This is a genomic window from Methylopila musalis (genome assembly GCF_042679725.1).
Taxonomy (GTDB): Bacteria; Pseudomonadota; Alphaproteobacteria; order Rhizobiales; family Methylopilaceae; genus Methylopila; species Methylopila musalis.
In genome coordinates this window covers 1-16,722 of the sequence record NZ_JBHTMX010000057.1, presented here as the reverse complement: position 1 = coordinate 16,722, position 16,722 = coordinate 1, and the positions used below count along the sequence as shown (strand labels likewise).

Here is a 16,722-nt window from a genome sequence, read left to right as displayed (position 1 = left end):
CACCTCTCCCCGGCGGGGAGAGGTCGGAGGGCGTCAGCCCTCCGGGTGAGGGGGCGAAAAGCTCGCCGCAAAGCCCCTCCGCCATGCCGAATGGTGCGGCGCGAAAAGGGCGCTTGACGGGCGCGGGCGTTCGTCCCTACCTTCGTCTCAGGAGCAAGGGAGCTCTCGCTGGACCGGTCCACGGTGCGGCGAGGGCTCCCTTTTTGTTTGTGGCGAGCGATGACCTCAGGTTCTGCGACGCGCCGTCCCCTGCTGGTGGGCGCGCTCTATTCCGAAACCGGCGCGACCGCCTTCGTGGAGCGCACCCAGCTCAACGCGACCCGGCTCGCGATCGAGGAGATCAACGCCGCCGGCGGCGTCGACGGGCGGGAGGCGGTGCTGCTGGCGCAGGACGCCCAGTCCGACCCCGCCCGTTTCGCGGCGATCGCGGAATCCATGCTGGACGACGAGCGGGCGGACCTGCTCATCGGCTGCTACATGACCAACACCCGGCAGGCCGTGGTGCCGGTGGTCGAGCGGCGGGGGGCGCTGCTCGGCTACGCCGCCTGCTACGAGGGCTTTGAGTACTCTCCCAACGTGATCTACGGCGGCGCGGTGCCGAACCAGCACATCCTGATGCTGGCCCGCCACCTGATGAACGAGCCCGGCAAGCGCTTCTATCTGGTGGGCACGCGCTACACGTTCCCGATCGAGTCCCACCGGGTGCTGCTCACGCTGATCGCCGAGCGCAAGGGCCACGCGCTGGCCGAGCGCTACGTGCCGATCGAGGTCACGCGCCGGGAGCTGGACCAGATCGTGCAGGACATCCGGCGCAAGAAGCCGGACGTGGTGTTCTGCACCGTGGTGGGCAAAGCGGCGTCGGCCTTCTACGAGCTCTGCGCCGAGGCGGGATTGACCGCCGACACCACCTTCGCCAGCCTCACCATCACCGAGGCGGAGGTGGCGGCCATGCCGCCGCGCCTGGCGGAGGGCCATCTCACGGCCGCCACCTATTTCCAGTCGGTGGACACGCCTGAGAACCGGCGCTTCGTCCGGGCCTATCAGGCCCGCTTCGGCGTGCACGAGCGGCTGAACGCCATGGCCGAGACCGCCTATGTCGTCACCCATCTGACGCTCGGCGCCGTGGCGCGGGCGGGCTCGGCCGCGCCCGAGGCGGTCAGGGACGAGCTGTCGCGCATGACGTTCCGGGCGCCGGAAGGGGAGGTGCGGCTCGATCCCGAGAACAGCCACCTTTATCTCTGGCCGCGCATCGGCCGGGTGCAGGCGGACGGGCAGTTCCAGATCATCGCCGAGTCCACCTCGCCGGTGAAGCCGGACCCCTATCTGGTGAACCACACGCTCGAGGACTGGGACGGCGCGACGCCGCCGTCGCTGCTGCCGCTCGTGTCGGGGATCTGAGCCCCATGCTGAAGGCGCTTCGCGACATCCGGACCCTCCGCGTCGTGATCTACCATCCCAAGGATCGGGAGCGGGACGAACTCGTCGCGCAGATCCGCCGCATCGGCTGCGAGGTCGAGGCGGTCTGGCCGCCGACCGAGACCATGCGCCCGGACGCGGACGTGGTGTTCATGCTGTTCCGTCAGGACGGCTTCACCCATGTGCTGCTGAAGGCGCTGGTGGAGAGCGGATCCCAGGCCACGCTGATCGCCATCGTGGAGTTCGAGAGCCCCGCGGTGATCGAGGCGATCGCCCGCGCGGGCGCCGTCTCGATCGTGACGAAGCCGATCCGCGCATTCGGTCTGCTGACCAGCCTCGTTTTGTCGCGCACACTTTCCGCAAAAGAAAAAAACCTTATTGACAGAACTCGCAAGCTTGAGTCAAAGTTAGAAGGCTTCAGGCGGATGGAGAAAGCCAAGGCGATACTGATGTCGCGCAAGGGTTTTTCTGAGCAGGAAGCGTATGACGTGATACGAATGCGTGCAATGTCCGCACGCGTGTCTATGGATGTCGTTTGCGCGACCATCATAGACGCTGACGAATTCATCGGACTCTGACCGCAGCGGCGCTCGCCGCGCGTTTGGACGCCGACTTCATATCGACCCGGAAGCGCCAATGGTCGCCGCCGCCGGGTCCAGGCTGAGAGAGCCGTCGCCAGCACTCCCGCTGGCGGCGGCTTTTTGTTTTTCCGGCCCGGCGCCGCCGCAGCGGCGCGGGTCCCGACGTGAAGGAGCCGACAATGACTCAAGGAACCGGGGCGGACGACCGCAAGGTCCGCGTCGCCTGCGACGTGGGCGGAACGTTCACCGACATCTGCGTGCTGAGCGAGGCCACCGGCCGCATGCATGTGGCCAAGGTGCCGACCACGCCCGACCCGATCGACGGCGTGCTCGCCGGCATCGAGGCCGGCGGCGTCGACCTCAACGACCTGCTGCTGTTCAAGCACGGCACCACGCTCGCCACCAACGCGCTGATCACCCGCCGCTTTCCGCCGGCGGTGATGGTCACCACCAAGGGCTTCCGCGACACCATCGAGATCCGCCGCGGCAACCGCGACGACCTCTGGGACACCTACAAGGAGATGGCGAAGCCCTACATCCGGCGCCGCGACCGTCTCGTGGTCTCCGAGCGCACCGACTACGCGGGCAAGATCGTGACCCCGCTCGACGAGGCCGAGGCCGCCGAACTCGCCCGCGTGATCAAGAAGCGCGGCGTGAAGACCATCGCCATCTGCTTCGCCAACGCCTTCATCAACCCGGCGAACGAGCAGCGCATGCGCGACATCCTCGCCGAGGCGCTGCCGGAGGCGGTGATCTCCATCTCCAGCGACATCATGCCGGAGATCTTCGAGCATGAGCGCTTCTCGACCACGGTCGCGAACGCGGTGCTGGCGCCGGTGGTCGGCAACTACGCCAGCCGGCTCGAAAGCCGCATGAAGGAAGGCGGCTACAAGGAAGACGTGATGCTGCTGCATTCCGGCGGCGGCGTCATGACCGCGAAGATGGCCGAGCGCTACGCCGCCCGCCTGTCCGCGTCCGGCATCGCCGCCGGCGCCATCGCCAGCCGCTTCGTCGCCGAACAGGCCGGGTTCAAGAACTCGATCGGCCTCGACATGGGCGGCACCTCCACTGACGTCTCGCTCTGCGACAACGGCGACATCAACGTCACCAAGGAATGGTACGTCGAATACGGCTACCCGATCTGCTTCCCCTCGATCGAGGTGCTGACCATCGGGGCTGGCGGCGGCTCGCTCGCCTGGCTCGACGCCGCCAACTCGCTGCGCAACGGCCCGCAGTCCGCCGGCTCGACGCCCGGACCCGCCTGCTACGGACGCGGCGGCGAAAACCCCACCAACTGCGACGCCAACGTGGTGCTCGGCCGCCTGTCGGACCGGCTCGCCGGCGGCAAGGTGGGGCTCGACAAGGCGCTCGCCACCGAGGCGATCCGCAAGGGCGTCGCCGGCCCGCTCGGCATGTCGGTGGAGGACGCGGCGATCGCGGTGATCAAGGTCGCCAACGCCAACATGTCGGACGCGGTGCGCCTGCTCTCCATCCGCCGCGGCTACGACCCGCGCGACTTCGCCCTCGTCGCCTTCGGCGGCGCCGGGCCGCTCCACGGGGCGGCGCTCGCCAAGGATCTGGCGATCCCGGTGGTGCTGGTGCCGCCGAATCCCGGCGTCACCTCCGCGCTCGGCTGCCTGCTGGTGGACATCCAGCACGACATCTCGCGCATGTACCTCTCCAAGGCCGACGACGTGAACATCCTGGACCTGGAGACCACGTTCCGGGAGCTCGAGGTCGAGGGCGCCGAGCGTCTGACGTCCGAGGGCGTGGCGGTCGAGAACATGGTGTTCCAGCGCAAGATCGACATGCGCTACCACGGCCAGTGGCGCGCGCTCGCCATCAACATCGCCTCGCCGGTGACGTCGCTCGAAGAGGCGATCGCCCACTTCCACGAGGAGCATGGCCGCGAGCACAACTACTCGCGTCCCGGCGCGCCGGTGGAGATCTACCGCGTCTCGGTCACCGCGACCGGCGTGACCCCGAAGGCCAAGTTCGCGGATTTCGATCCGGTGGACGAACCGGCCGTCCCCGCCGGCTCCCGCAAGGTGCGGTTCGACGAGCTGCCCGAGGCGGTCGACACGCCCGTCTATCTCCGCGACGCGCTGAAGGCCGGCATGAAGGTCGAAGGCCCCGCCGTCATCGACCAGCTCGACTCCACCGTGATCGTGCCGCCCGGCGTCACGGCCGAGGTCGACCGCTCGCTCACCCTCGTCATGCGCATCCCGCTGGCCTGACCGGTCCGCGCCCCAATCACAGGAGCACCCCCATGTCTTCCGCGAACATGGACCACGGCCTCGATCCGGTCACCTTCGAGGTTCTCAAGAACGCATACGTCAACATCGTCGACCAGATGGCGGAGCAGATCTTCCGCACCTGCTACTCCTTCGTGATCTGGTCCCGCGACTTCTCGTCCGCGCTCTGCGACGTGAACGGCGACACCATCATGCAGGGCTCGGGCGACATCGCCGCCCATGTGGGCACGCTGCACTACACCGCGAAGGCCGTGATCAAGGCCTTCCAGGGCGACATCCATCCCGGCGACGTGTTCGTTGTGAACGACGTCTACCAGGGCGGCACCCACTTCAACGACACCCGCATCGTGCGGCCGATGTTCTACAAGGGCGAGCTGCTCGGCTTCGCCCAGGCCAACGGCCACTGGGCGGACGTGGGCGGCGCGACGCCGGGTTCGTTCAACGTCAACGCGCTCGACCACATGGCCGAGGGCCTGCGCATCACCCCGGTGCGCGTCTGGAGCAAGGGCGAGCAGCTCAAGGACGTCTGCAACCTCATCGCCTCCAACACCCGCGCTCCCGCCGACATCATCGGCGACATGGAGGCCCAGGCCCAGGCGACCAAGGTGGCCGAGACCGAGGTCTGCCGCCTGATCGAGAAATACGGCCTCGACGTCATCAAGACCTCCTTCACCGCGGTGCAGGACTACGTCGAGACCCTGACCCGCCAGCGCGTCGCGGCGCTGCCGGACGGCGTGTGGGAGACCGAGGACTACATCGACCTCGATCCGGGCGTGGGCGAGGGCCTGATCCCGATCCGGGTGCGCATGACCATCAAGGACGACACGGTTCATTACGACCTGTCGAAGTCGCACCCGACCAGCATCCGCTGCTTCCTGAACGCCTGTTACGGCGGCTCCTTCGCGGCCATCGTCGCCGGCACCAAGATGCAGTTCCCGGAGATCCCGCTGAATTCGGGCTTCTACCGGGTGGTGACGGTCGATCTCGGGCCGGAAGGCTCGGTGGTCAACGCCGCCTGGCCGACGCCGGTCGCGGGCTTCTGCTCCGGTCCGTTCGAGAAGATCATGAACTCGATCTTCGAACTCTGGGCCGAGGTGCTGCCCGAGCGGGCCATGGCCTGCACCTTCAACCTCGACTACCTGCTGATCGGCGGCCGCGACAATCGCGAGGGCGGGACCGGCCAGAAGCACTTCATGTGGTACGACTGGATGGTCGGCGGCTGGGGCGCCCGTAACGGCCGCGACGGCTGGGGCGCCACCGGCCCGGTGTTCGGCGTGCAGCTCGGCACCCAGCCCTTCGAGGGGCAGGAGCGGCTGGCGCCGGTGCTCACCACCGCCCACGAGCTTCGGGTGGATTCCGGCGGCCCCGGCGAGTCCCGCGGCGGCATGGGCGTCGACAAGGGCGTGATCCTCACCGAGGTCGACCGCACCGTCGTCTCCTACTGTTGCGACCGCGAGCGCTCCATCACCTGGGGCCTGTGGGGCGGCCTGCCGTCGATCCCGCACGGCGTGTGGGTGAACGAGGGGCTGGAGAACGAGCGCTACCTCGGCTCCATGTTCTCCAACGAGCCGCTCCTGGCCGGCGACCATGTGACCCGCCCGTCCGCCGGCGGCGGCGGCCTCGGCGATCCGCTGGAGCGCGACCCGCAGCTCGTCTGCGAGGACGTGGCGGACGGCTACGTCTCGATCGCCCGCGCCGCCATCGACTACGGCGTGGTGGTGAAGGAGATCGACGCCGATCTCGCCGAGTACGAGGTGGACCGCGAGGCGACGCTCGCCAAGCGCGCCTATATCCGCGCCAACCGCGCCAAGTGGATCGAGGAAGATCCGGAGGCGATCGCCGCGAAGTACCGGGCGGGCGAGCTCTCCATGCTCGACCTCATTCGCCAGCACGGCGTGATCGTGAACTGGGGCTCGGGCGAGCTGCTGCCGAAGACCACCGGGCAGTTCCGCGCGATGCTGAAGCGCCGCGCCGCGCCCTACTGGAGCAAGCGCCTCAAGCCCGGCTCCGAGGCGAGCGTCTCGCTCAAGGTCGCCTGACGACCCCGCCTGCCGAACGGCGGCCGGGGGCGCGAACCTCCCGGCCGCCGGCCAAGACCGGGCCATGGCGGCGCCAGACCGCCAAGCCCGAAACGCCCCAGAGATCACGCCAAGGCGCATGCGATACGGCCGCCGGCCGCACCCGGCGAACCACGCCACCCAACCGACCGACGACGCTTCGGGGATCGACCATGACCGCCTTCACCCGCCGCACGCTTCTCAAGACCGCCGCCGCCGGCGCGGCGCTGGGCCTCGCGCCCGCCTACATCCGGGGCGCGAGCGCCGCGGACGCCATCCAGATCGCCGGCATCCACGACGCCTCCGGCGGCATCGACATCTACGGCCGGCCGATGATCAACTGCCTGACGCTGGCGGTTGAGGAGCTGAACGCCAGGGGCGGGGTGCTGGGGCGCGAGATCGCGCTCAAGAACTACGACCCCCAGTCCAACATGCAGCTCTACACCCAGTACGCCACCGAGGCCGCAACCAAGCAGAAGGCCGCCGTGGTGTTCGGCGGCGTCATCTCCGCCTCGCGCGAGGCCATGCGGCCGGCGCTGCGCCGCTACCGCGTCCCCTATTTCTACAGTCTGCTCTACGAAGGCGGCGTCTGCGACCGCAACGTGTTCTGCATGGGCTCGACGCCGGCCCAGACGCTTCAGAAGTTCACGCCCTTCGCGATGAAGCGCTTCAACGCGAAGAAGATCTATGTGCTCGCGGCCGATTACAACTACGGCCAGATCACCGCCAAGTGGATCAAGAAGTTCGCCACCGAGAACGGCGGCGACGTGGCTCAGGCGGACTTCTTCCCGCTCGACGTGAACGACTTCGGCCCGACCATCCGCAAGATCCAGGCGGCGAAGCCGGACATGATCATGTCGGTGCTGGTGGGCGCGGCGCACAACTCGTTCTACCGCCAGTGGGTCGCGTCCGGCATGAAGGACAAGATCCCCATGGCCTCCACCACCTTCGGCATCGGCAACGAGCAGGCGCTGACCTCGCCGGAGGAGCACGACGGCATCATCGTCTCCTACGCCTATTTCGACGGCATCCAGACGCCGGAGAACCTCGACTTCATCACGCGCTACAAGGCCCGGTTCGGCGACAAGGCGGACGCGGTGACCGAGGGCGCGGCGATGACCTACCACGCCGTGAACCTCTGGGCGGAGGCGGCCAAGAACGCGGGCTCGATCGAGCGGGACAAGGTGATCGCGGCGCTCGAAAGCGGGCTCTCCTTCACCGGCCCCGCGGGCAAGACCACCATCGACGCCGCGACCCACCACGACACGCTCGACGTCTACATCGCCGAGGTGAAGGGCGGGGCCTACCACGTGCTGGAGAGCTTCCCGCAGCAGACGCCGGCGGACACGGCGGCGGTCTGCGACCTGACCAAGAACCCCAACGAGACCAAGCAGTTCGTCATCGACGTCAAGGTCTGACGTCGGGACGGGCGGGCGGGCGCGTCGTCCCCTCGAGCGCCCGCCCTTTTCCAGTGTTCGCGGTTCGGGAGACCGGCATGGATTACGCGGTCATCGTGCTTCTTCAGGTCGTGGTCACGGTCGCGAACCTCGCGCTCATCAGCGCGGGGCTCGCGGTGATCTTCGGCATGATGCGCATCATCAACATGGCCCATGGCGAGTTCCTGATGCTGGGCGGCTACGCCGCGCTGGTGTCGCATCAGGCCGGGCTGAACCTGTGGCTGTCGATCTTCGTGGTCGCGCCGCTGGTGGTGGGCGCGGTCGGCGCCGTGATCGAGCGCCTCGTCATCCGCAGGCTCTACGGCCGGATGATCGACACCATGCTCGCCACCTGGGGCGTGAGCCTGGCGCTGGTCGGGCTCATCACCGTGATCTTCGGCAACACGGTCGCCGGCATCTCGCCGCCGCTCGGAAGCCTCTCGATCGGGGCCTACGCCATCGGGCGCTACGAACTGCTGGTGGCGGGCGTCTCCGTCCTCCTCTTCGCGGCCGGCTGGTGGGTTCTCGCCCGCACCCCCGTCGGGCTGATCGCCCGCGCCGCCATGCAGAACCGCGACATGGCGGCGGCGCTCGGCGTCGATCCGGCCAGGGTCTACGCCATCACCTTCATCGCGGGCGCGGCGATCTCCGGGCTCGCCGGCGCGCTGATCGCGCCCATCGCCGGCGTCGCGCCCACCATCGGCGCCACCTACATCGCCAAGACCTTCATCACCGTCATCTCGGGCGGCGCGGCCATCCTCGCCGGCACGCTGAGCGCCGCCGGCCTGCTCGGCGCGGTGAACGCCGCCTTCTCCTTCCTGACGAGCCCCGTGCTCGGCGAGGTGGCCCTGCTCGCCTGCGCCGTCGTGCTGCTGCGCCTGCTGCCGCAGGGCGTCACCGGTCGCTACTTCCGGAGGTCGCTGTGACCCTCTCCCTTCGCTCCGCGGCCGGCTTCGCGGCGATCGCCGCCGCCGCGCTCTACGCGCTCGTGGTCGTGCCCCAGAGCGGCGACATCTCCACCATGATCAACGGCGCGATCTATGCGAGCTACGCCATTCTCGCGCTGTCGCTGGCGCTGATCTGGGGCTATGGCGGCGTGCTGTCCTTCGGGCAGGCGGCCTTCTTCGGCCTCGCGGGCTATGTCTACGCGGTCGCCGGGCTGAACTTCGGCGACACGGCGCTGGCGGCCCTGATCGCGGTGGCGAGCGCCGCCGCCTTCGCCGCGCTGCTCGGCTACTTCATGTTCTGGGGCCGGGTGTCGGACGTCTATCTCGGCGTCATCACGCTCACCGTCTCGCTGATCCTCTACCGCTTCATCAACCAGACGGCGGGCGAGGAATGGACCATCGGCGTAGCCCCCCTCGGCGGCTTCAACGGCATTCCCTCGACGCCGATCATGACCGCGCTCGGCAAGCCCGACGAGCCGCTGATGCCGGAGCAGATCTATGCGCTGTCGGTGGGCGCGCTGATCGTCTGCTACCTGATCTGCCGGCTCGCGATCGCGACCCGCTTCGGCCGCGCCGTGGTGGCGATCCGGGAGAACCCGGTCCGGGCCGAACTGCTCGGCTACGACACGCGGTTCTACAAGCTCGGGATCTTCACCCTCGGCGGCGCGATCGCGGGCGTGGGCGGCGTCGCCTTCGCGAACTCGGTGTTCGTGAGCCCGACCATGTTCAACCTTCAGACCAACGGGCAGGTCATCATCTGGGTCATCGTCGGCGGGCTCGGCACGCTGGCGGGGCCGGTGATCGGCTGTTTCGCCATGCTCGCGCTCGCCACCTGGCTCGGCGCGGTCGACGGCGGCGGCTGGACCGACCCCAACCTCGTGATGGGCGTCGTGCTCACGCTCTGCGTGGTGGCGATGCGGCGCGGCCTGCTGCCGACCGCGCTCACGCTCGGCGAGCGCCTGCTGACGCTCGCCGACGACCGGCTCGGCGGCTCGAAGCTCGGCCAGCCCCGCGCGGCGGAGGACCGGCCATGAGCGTCGCGCCGCCGCTTCTCGAAGCCCGCAACCTCGTCATGCGCTTCGGCGGCGTGACGGCGGTCGGCGGCGTCAGCATGACGGTGGGGGAGGGCGAGCTGCGCTGCCTCATCGGCCCGAACGGCGCCGGCAAGAGCACCTTCTTCAAGATGCTGTCGGGCCAGCTTCGTCCGACCTCGGGCGAGGTCGCCTTGCGCGGCCGCAGCATCGTCGGCCTGCCGGCCTCGCGCATCGCCCGGCTCGGCGTCGGCGTGAAGACCCAGACGCCGAGCGTGTTCGACGGCCTGACCGTGATGGAGAGCGTGCGCGTCGCGACCGACGCCCTGCTGCCGCCGACGCTCGCCCGCCGCCGGGCGGACGAGGCGCTGGAGCGCATGCGCATCCCCCATCTCGCGGGCGCGACGGTCGGGCTGCTCGCCCACGGCCAGCGGCAGCTGGTGGAGCTCGCCATGGTGGTGGCGCAGGCGCCGGACCTGATCCTGCTGGACGAGCCCGCCGCGGGCATGACCGGGGCGGAGGTGGACCGTCTGGGCGACCTGATCGTGGAGCTCGCCCGGTCAAGCTCGGTGATCGTGGTGGAGCACGACATGGCTTTCATCCGCCGCATCGCCCGCACCGTCACCGTGTTCAACCGCGGCGAGGTGCTGGCGGAAGGCCCGGCCGCGGAGGTGATGGCGGACGCCCGGGTGCGCGACGTCTATCTCGGAAAGGATGCGGCATGAGCATCCTCGCCGTCTCGAACCTCGCCGCCGGCTACGGCTCCATCGGCGTGCTGCGCGACGTGGGCTTCGCCATCGCCGAAGGGGAGATCCTCGGCGTGCTCGGCCACAACGGCATGGGGAAGAGCACTTTGCTCAAGGCGCTCAGCGGCGCGATCCGCCCGAGCGCGGGCGCGATCCTGTTCGCAGGCGTCGACATCGCCCAGGAGCCGCCCCACCGCCGCGCGCGGCGAGGCCTCGGCTACGTGCCGCAGGGCCGTCAGATCTTCCCCGGCCTCACCGTGCGCGAGAACATGGCCTTCGCCGCCCGCGCGTCCGGCGCGCCGCTTAGCCTCGTGGACGAGATGATCGCCCGCTTCCCCCGGCTGCAGCCGATCGTGGACCGGGCGGGCGGCGTGCTCTCGGGCGGCGAGCAGCAGATCCTGGCGCTGGCGCGCTGCCTCTGCGCGAAGCCGTCGCTGATCCTGCTGGACGAGCCCACGGAGGGCATCCAGCCCTCGATCCGCGACGAGATCGTGGAGACGCTGCTGACGCTTCGGCGGGAGCTCGGGCTCTCGATCCTGCTGGTGGAGCAGAACCTCAAGTTCATGACCGATCTGGCCGACCGGGTCCTTCACATGGAGAAGGGCCGGCTGGCCTTCGCCGCGCCGCCCGAGGCCGCGGCCTGACGCATCCGGCGCCGGGACCGATCCGGCGCCGTCATCCAGCGCAAGAGCGGTGCGGCCGCCGGGGCCTCGTTCCGGCGGAAGGAAGCTCGCGCGCCCAACGGCCCGCTATGGCGGGCGCCCTCGGGGAGACTGACGCGATGACGATCTGCATGACCATGAAATGCGCGGCCGCGGCCGCGGCCGCCGGACTGGCGCTCGCCGCCACGCCCGCCGGCGCGGCCGGCACCTCGGCGCCGGGCTACACCACCGGCATCCCGGTCTGGGCCGTGGCGCCGGAGGGGCTCTACTACCTCAACCAGACCTATTCCGGCTTCCGGGAGGTGGGCGGCGTCGACATCCGCTCGAACTACAACACGTTCTTCTTCTTCTGGCAGACCGGCGCCAAATTTCTCGGCGCGGACATCGGCGGGATCGCCGCCCCGACCATCGCCGACATCTCGATCGAGGGCGCGGGCAGCGAGTTCGGCCTGTTCAACACCTATTTCGCGGCCCAGCTGAGCTGGGACCTCGGAAACGACCTCTATGTGGGCTACCGCCTCGGCGGCTACATCCCGCAGGGCGACACGCTCTCGCTCGACTACGGCACCATCGAGCACCGCGTCGGCGCGAGCTATCTCGGCGACGGCTGGAACCTCACCGGCAACTTCATGTTCGGCACGCCGGTGGGCGACGACCGCGACGACTTCGCGCCGAACTACGTGATCGCTGACCTCACCGCGACCAAGAAGTTCGGCAAGTTCGAGATCGGCCCGGTGGCGCATTTCTCGGCGGATGTGAGCAAGCCGGTCTCCTGGTACGGCAAGCAGTCCCAGTTCGCGATCGGCGGCCTCGTGGGCTACGACTTCGGCGGCGCCAACCTGAACGTGAAGCTGACCCGCGACGTCTATTCGAAGAATCGCGGCTTCAAGGACACGATCCTCTGGACCAACCTCAGCTTCCCGCTGTGGACCCCGGCCAAGGCCGAGGCCCCGCTGGTCGTCAAGTACTGAGGACGGGAGGGGCCCGACCGCGAGGAGCGGGCCCCTCGACCAATGGCCGCGCCGTCCACAACCAAGGACGCGGAGCCGTGACCCGAAACCGCCTTGCCTTCGGCGCCGCAGCGCCGTAATTGGGCGGGGACGGTTCCCTTCGGGGATCAAAAGGGAACGCGGTGCGGGCTTCGGCCCGAAGCCGCGGCTGCCCCCGCAACTGTAAGCGGCGAGCGCGTCGTCATCGGCCACTGGACCCTCACGGGTCTGGGAAGGCGACGAACGCGCACTGACCCGCGAGCCAGGAGACCTGCCGTCAGCCGTGTGGTTACACGCGAACGCGTCGGGCGGGGTGCACCGATGGTGGGCGAACCGTCGGGCGCGTCGAAAGGCGCGTGACGCTCGGGACGACTTCCAGTTCGCGGTGACGCGCCACTCGTCCCGCTCGGGGTCCCGATGCCTGATTCCTCACGTCTGCCGTTACGCGCCGTCCCGGCACCCTCGTCCTTGCGCGCCGCGCTGCTCGGCGCCTGCTGCGCCGCAGCCCTCGCCGCGCCGGCCCGCGCGCAAGCGCCCGACAGCCCGGTGGCGCTCGACGAGATCACCGTCAGCGGCGCGGGCGCCACGGTCGCGCCCGGCCCGAACCTGTCCGTGAAGACCAACGCCGGCAGCCGGCTTGGCCTGACGCCGCTGGAGACGCCGGCGAGCGTGGACGTGGTCTCCGGCGACGTGGTCCGCGACCGGGGCCAGTCCTCCATCGCCGAAGCCGTGACCCAGAACGCGGCCGGCTTCAGCTTCATCGGCACGCCGGGCAACGGCTTCGGCGCCTATTCGTCGCGCGGCTTCACCGGCGTGAACTCGGTCACCACGCTCTATGACGGCGTGCGGCTCTATCCGGGCCAGGGCACCGTCACTTTCCCGTTCGACACCTGGACCGTGGACCGGATCGAGGTGCTGCGCGGCCCGGCCTCGGTGCTCTACGGCGAGGGCGCCGTCGGCGGCGCCATCAACATCATCCCGAAGAAGCCCCTCACCGACGAGCGCCGCAACGAGGCCCGCATGGTGGTGGGAACGGACGGACAGGTGGGCCTCGCCGCCGGCAGCGCCGGGCCGATCAACGACAGGTTCGCCTACAGCTTCGACGTGGTCGGCAATCGCGGCGACGGCTGGATGGACCGGGGCGACCACAAGAACCTCGCCTTTTCCGGCGCGCTGAACTGGCGGCCGACGGACGAGCTCTCCGTCACCCTGACGCATGACGGCGGTCACAATCAGCCGAGCCGCTATTTCGGCACGCCGCTGAAGGGCGCCGGCAATGTGGAGACGGACTGGATCGGCGAGAACTACAACGTCCGCGACGGCGTGATCCGCTTCAACGACACCATCACCCAGCTCAAGGCGGAGTGGACGCCGAACGAGACCGTGACGCTGCGGGCGACCGCCTATTACGTCACCGCCAACCGCCTGTGGCGCAACGCCGAGGGCTACACATGGAACGCGGGGACCGGCCTGATCGACCGCTCGAGCTTCATCGCGATCAAGCAAGAGCAGGAGCAGATCGGCGCCCGCGCCGACGCCACCATCCGCACCGAGCTGTTCGGCATGGCGAACGAGGCGGTGGTCGGTTTCGACGTCAACCGGTTCGACTTCCGCCGCCTGAACAACGGCGGCTACGGCAATCCGGACCTCAACCCGTCGCTGCCGCCCACGGGCTTCGACCCGGGCGATTACGGCAGCGCGAGCCCCTACGGCAAGGACTACAAGGCGATCACCACCCAGTACTCGTTCTTCTTCGACGACCGGCTGAAGGTCACGGACACGCTCTCGCTGGTCGCGGGCCTGCGCTACGACCATCCGGAGGTGGATTATCGCAACGTCCGCACCGGCGACACGTCCAACCCGACGCTGAATTCGATCTCCTGGCGCGTCGGCGCGGTCTATGAACCGATCGAGAACCTCGCGGTCTACGCGCAGTATTCGGAGGCTGCGGACCCGGTGACGTCCATCCTCTCGCTGCCGAAGTCGCAGGCGGACTTCGCGCTCTCGAAGGGCCGGCAGGTCGAGGCCGGCGTGAAGCAGAGCCTGTGGGACGACCGCGTCGAGTGGACGCTCTCGGCGTTCTACATCGAGAAGAACGACCTTCTGTCCCGCGACGCGAACACCCCCACCATCACGCAGCAGGTGGGGCAGCAGTCCTCGCGCGGCGTCGAAGCCTCGGTCGGCGTTGAGCTTGGCCATGGCTGGCGGATCGACGCCAACGGCACGATCCTCGACGCGCGCTATGACGACTTCCGGGAGTCCGTCATGAATCCCGTTACGGGAGAACCGGAAAGCGTCAGCCGCAAGGGCAACACTCCGAACGCGGTGCCGGAAACGCTCGCCAATGTCTGGGCCACCTGGCGCTTCGCGGAAGACTGGAAGGCGCAGGCCGGCCTGCAATATGTGGGCAAGACCTACACCACGGCCGAAAACCGGTACAGCCGTCCAGGCTACGCTCTGGTGAACGCCGGGCTGCAGTGGAAGCCGACCGCTTACGCCACGCTCGATCTCCGGGTGAAGAACCTCACCGACAAGACCTACGCCTACACTGGCGGCGATTATCAGTGGTACTTCGGCGCGCCGCGCACCGCCGAAGTCGCGCTGCATCTGCGGTTCTGACCGCCGTGACGGCGCCCGTCCGGCTGGAGGTGGAGAACCTGGCGTGGGGACCTCCGGGGCGCCCGCCGGTGCTCTCGGGCGTGAGCTTCGCGCTCGCGCCCGGAGCGCGGCTCGCGGTGATCGGCCCCAACGGGTCCGGCAAATCCACGCTGCTGCGCTGCCTCTACCGGGTGAACCGCCCGACCGCCGGGGTGGTCAAGCTCGACGGCCACGACCTGTGGGCGCTTGGCCCCCGCGAGACGGCCCGGCGGGTGGCCGCCGTGCTGCAGGAGGCGCCGCCGGATTTCGCCTTCACCGTGCGGGAGATGGTGGAGGCGGGCCGCACGCCGCACGCGGGCGCCTTCGGCGATCGCGGCGGCGCGACGGTGGTGGAGGACGCCATGGCGCGCATGGAGATCGCAGGCCTCGCCGGGCGCCGCTTCGCCACGCTGTCCGGAGGCGAGAAGCAGCGCGCGCTCATCGCCCGCGCGCTGGCGCAGCAGCCGGGCCTGCTGGTGCTGGACGAGCCCACCAACCATCTCGACATCCGCCACCGGCTGGAGGCGATCGAGCTGTTGAAGGGGCTCGACCTCACCATCGTCGCCACGCTGCACGATCTCGACTTCGCCGCCGACATGGCCGACCACGTGCTGGCGCTGGAGGGCGGGCGCCCCGCCGCCTTCGGCCCTGCACAGGAGACGCTGGCGCCGGCCCTGATCCGCCGCAGCTTCGGGGTCGAGGCGGAGGTGACGCCCTGGCGCGGCTCGCTGCGCTTCGCCTACCGCCTGCCGGAGGAGGGGGCGTGAGAGCGTGTCCGGACCGCGTCGAAGCGCAGCCTTCAAGCCCCCGTCATGCCCGCCAAAGGCGGGTGTCCACGCTTTTTTCCCGAGCGACCGCTTTGGCGTTCAAGTCGTGGATGCCCGAGACAGGCTCGGGCATGACGGGGGTGAGCGTTTTCAGACGGAGCCCAAACCATTGTCTCGCCGCGCTGCTGCTCACGCTCTGCGCCGCGCCGGCCGCCGCCCATCCCGTCACGGTGCGAAGCTGCGACCGGCTCGCCACCTACGACCGGCCGCCCGAGCGCGCGGTGTCCTACGACTCCAACCTCACCGAGATGCTGCTGGCGCTCGATCTCAGCGGCCGCATGGCGGGCTACATCGGATCGCGGGAGCGGGTGGCGGCGGCCGTCGATCTGTTCCCCAAGGCCGCCTCCCTGCGCCAGATCCAGCGCCAGTACCCGACCCGCGAGACGCTGCTGGAGGCGGGCGTCGACTTCTACTTCGCCGGCTGGAGCTACGGCATGCGCGCCGGCGGCGAGGTGACGCCGGACACGCTCGGCCGGCTCGGAATCCCCGTCTACGAGCTGACTGAGAGCTGCGTCCGCATCGGCCGGCGCGAAAAGCCGACGCTCGATTTCCTCTATCGCGACCTGCTCAATCTCGGCCGCATCTTCGGCGTGGAGGCCCGCGCCGAGGCGCTGGTGGCGGGCTATCGCGAGCGGCAGGCGGCGGTGGCGGCGAAGGTCGCGGGCGTGTCGACGCGGCCGACGGTGTTTCTCTACGACAACGAGGGCCGGGTGGCCGGCACCGCCGGCGCCCACGCCATGCCGACCGCGCTGATCGAGGCGGCGGGCGGGCGCAACATCGCCGACGACGTCGCCGGCAACTGGACGCGTATCTCGTGGGAGAGCGTGATCGAGCGCGATCCGGACGCCATCGTGGTGCTGGACCACGGCGCGGGCGGCGCGACGCGCAAGCTGCGCTACGCCCTGTCGCGGTCGGGTCTTAAGGACCTGCGGGCGCTGAAGGCCGGCCGGGTGCTGGTGCTGAGCTACGACGAGCTGACGCCCGGACCGCGCAACCTGATCGCGCTCGAGAAGATCGCGGAGTTCCTGCATGGCGACCGCTGACCTCCGCCGCGCCGCGGGCGCGCCCCGCGCGCGCCTGCTGTGGCTCGGCCTCGCCACGGCGCTGCTGCTGGTCGCGGCCATGGCGCTGTCGCTGC

General features: G+C 69.5%; 13 protein-coding genes and 1 riboswitch. All 13 genes read left to right on the top strand.

Annotation, left to right across the window (positions count from 1 at the left end; genetic code table 11):
* Positions 1-219: 219 nt before the first annotated feature.
* The 13 genes from ACFQ4O_RS08585 to ACFQ4O_RS08525 all read left to right on the top strand — a co-directional run bounded on the left by ACFQ4O_RS08585 (position 220) and on the right by ACFQ4O_RS08525 (position 16,627).
* A complete protein-coding gene (locus tag ACFQ4O_RS08585) occupies positions 220-1,398 on the top strand; it encodes a transporter substrate-binding domain-containing protein (protein ID WP_378775286.1) in 1,179 nt (392 codons plus the stop codon).
* A 5-nt stretch (positions 1,399-1,403) separates the two neighbouring features.
* Entirely contained in the window at positions 1,404-1,994 is a 591-nt protein-coding gene (locus tag ACFQ4O_RS08580; protein ID WP_378775285.1) for an ANTAR domain-containing response regulator, read from the top strand.
* A 182-nt stretch (positions 1,995-2,176) separates the two neighbouring features.
* A complete protein-coding gene (locus ACFQ4O_RS08575) occupies positions 2,177-4,234 on the top strand; it encodes a hydantoinase/oxoprolinase family protein (protein ID WP_378775284.1) in 2,058 nt (685 codons plus the stop codon).
* A gap of 32 nt (positions 4,235-4,266) precedes the next feature.
* The gene (locus ACFQ4O_RS08570; RefSeq protein ID WP_378775283.1) at positions 4,267-6,291 is read left to right on the top strand and encodes a hydantoinase B/oxoprolinase family protein; all 2,025 of its coding nucleotides are present in this window, start codon (positions 4,267-4,269) and stop codon (positions 6,289-6,291) included.
* Positions 6,292-6,482: 191 nt separating this feature from the next.
* A complete protein-coding gene (locus ACFQ4O_RS08565) occupies positions 6,483-7,727 on the top strand; it encodes an urea ABC transporter substrate-binding protein (protein WP_378775282.1) in 1,245 nt (414 codons plus the stop codon).
* 77 nt (positions 7,728-7,804) lie between these two features.
* Positions 7,805-8,671 (top strand): branched-chain amino acid ABC transporter permease, encoded by an 867-nt coding sequence (locus tag ACFQ4O_RS08560; RefSeq protein ID WP_378775281.1) that lies wholly within the window; start codon positions 7,805-7,807, stop codon positions 8,669-8,671.
* Positions 8,668-9,726 carry a branched-chain amino acid ABC transporter permease gene (locus tag ACFQ4O_RS08555; protein WP_378775280.1) on the top strand — a complete coding sequence of 353 codons (1,059 nt, stop codon included), beginning with the start codon at positions 8,668-8,670 and terminating at the stop codon, positions 9,724-9,726. Before ACFQ4O_RS08560 ends, ACFQ4O_RS08555 begins: the two co-directional genes overlap by 4 nt.
* Positions 9,723-10,448, top strand: coding sequence for an ABC transporter ATP-binding protein (locus ACFQ4O_RS08550; RefSeq protein ID WP_378775279.1), 726 nt, complete (start codon positions 9,723-9,725; stop codon positions 10,446-10,448). The genes ACFQ4O_RS08555 and ACFQ4O_RS08550 overlap by 4 nt, the downstream gene beginning before the upstream one ends.
* The gene (locus ACFQ4O_RS08545; RefSeq protein WP_378775278.1) at positions 10,445-11,113 is read left to right on the top strand and encodes an ABC transporter ATP-binding protein; all 669 of its coding nucleotides are present in this window, start codon (positions 10,445-10,447) and stop codon (positions 11,111-11,113) included. The genes ACFQ4O_RS08550 and ACFQ4O_RS08545 overlap by 4 nt, the downstream gene beginning before the upstream one ends.
* A 137-nt stretch (positions 11,114-11,250) precedes the next feature.
* A complete protein-coding gene (locus tag ACFQ4O_RS08540; RefSeq protein WP_378775277.1) occupies positions 11,251-12,102 on the top strand; it encodes a transporter in 852 nt (283 codons plus the stop codon).
* A gap of 114 nt (positions 12,103-12,216) precedes the next feature.
* Positions 12,217-12,413, top strand: a riboswitch (cobalamin riboswitch).
* A gap of 175 nt (positions 12,414-12,588) precedes the next feature.
* Positions 12,589-14,739, top strand: coding sequence for a TonB-dependent receptor (locus tag ACFQ4O_RS08535; RefSeq protein WP_378775276.1), 2,151 nt, complete (start codon positions 12,589-12,591; stop codon positions 14,737-14,739).
* Positions 14,740-14,744: 5 nt separating this feature from the next.
* Positions 14,745-15,524 carry an ABC transporter ATP-binding protein gene (locus ACFQ4O_RS08530; protein ID WP_378775275.1) on the top strand — a complete coding sequence of 260 codons (780 nt, stop codon included), beginning with the start codon at positions 14,745-14,747 and terminating at the stop codon, positions 15,522-15,524.
* 140 nt (positions 15,525-15,664) lie between these two features.
* Entirely contained in the window at positions 15,665-16,627 is a 963-nt protein-coding gene (locus ACFQ4O_RS08525; RefSeq protein ID WP_378775274.1) for an ABC transporter substrate-binding protein, read from the top strand.
* The last annotated feature ends 95 nt before the right edge of the window (positions 16,628-16,722 follow it).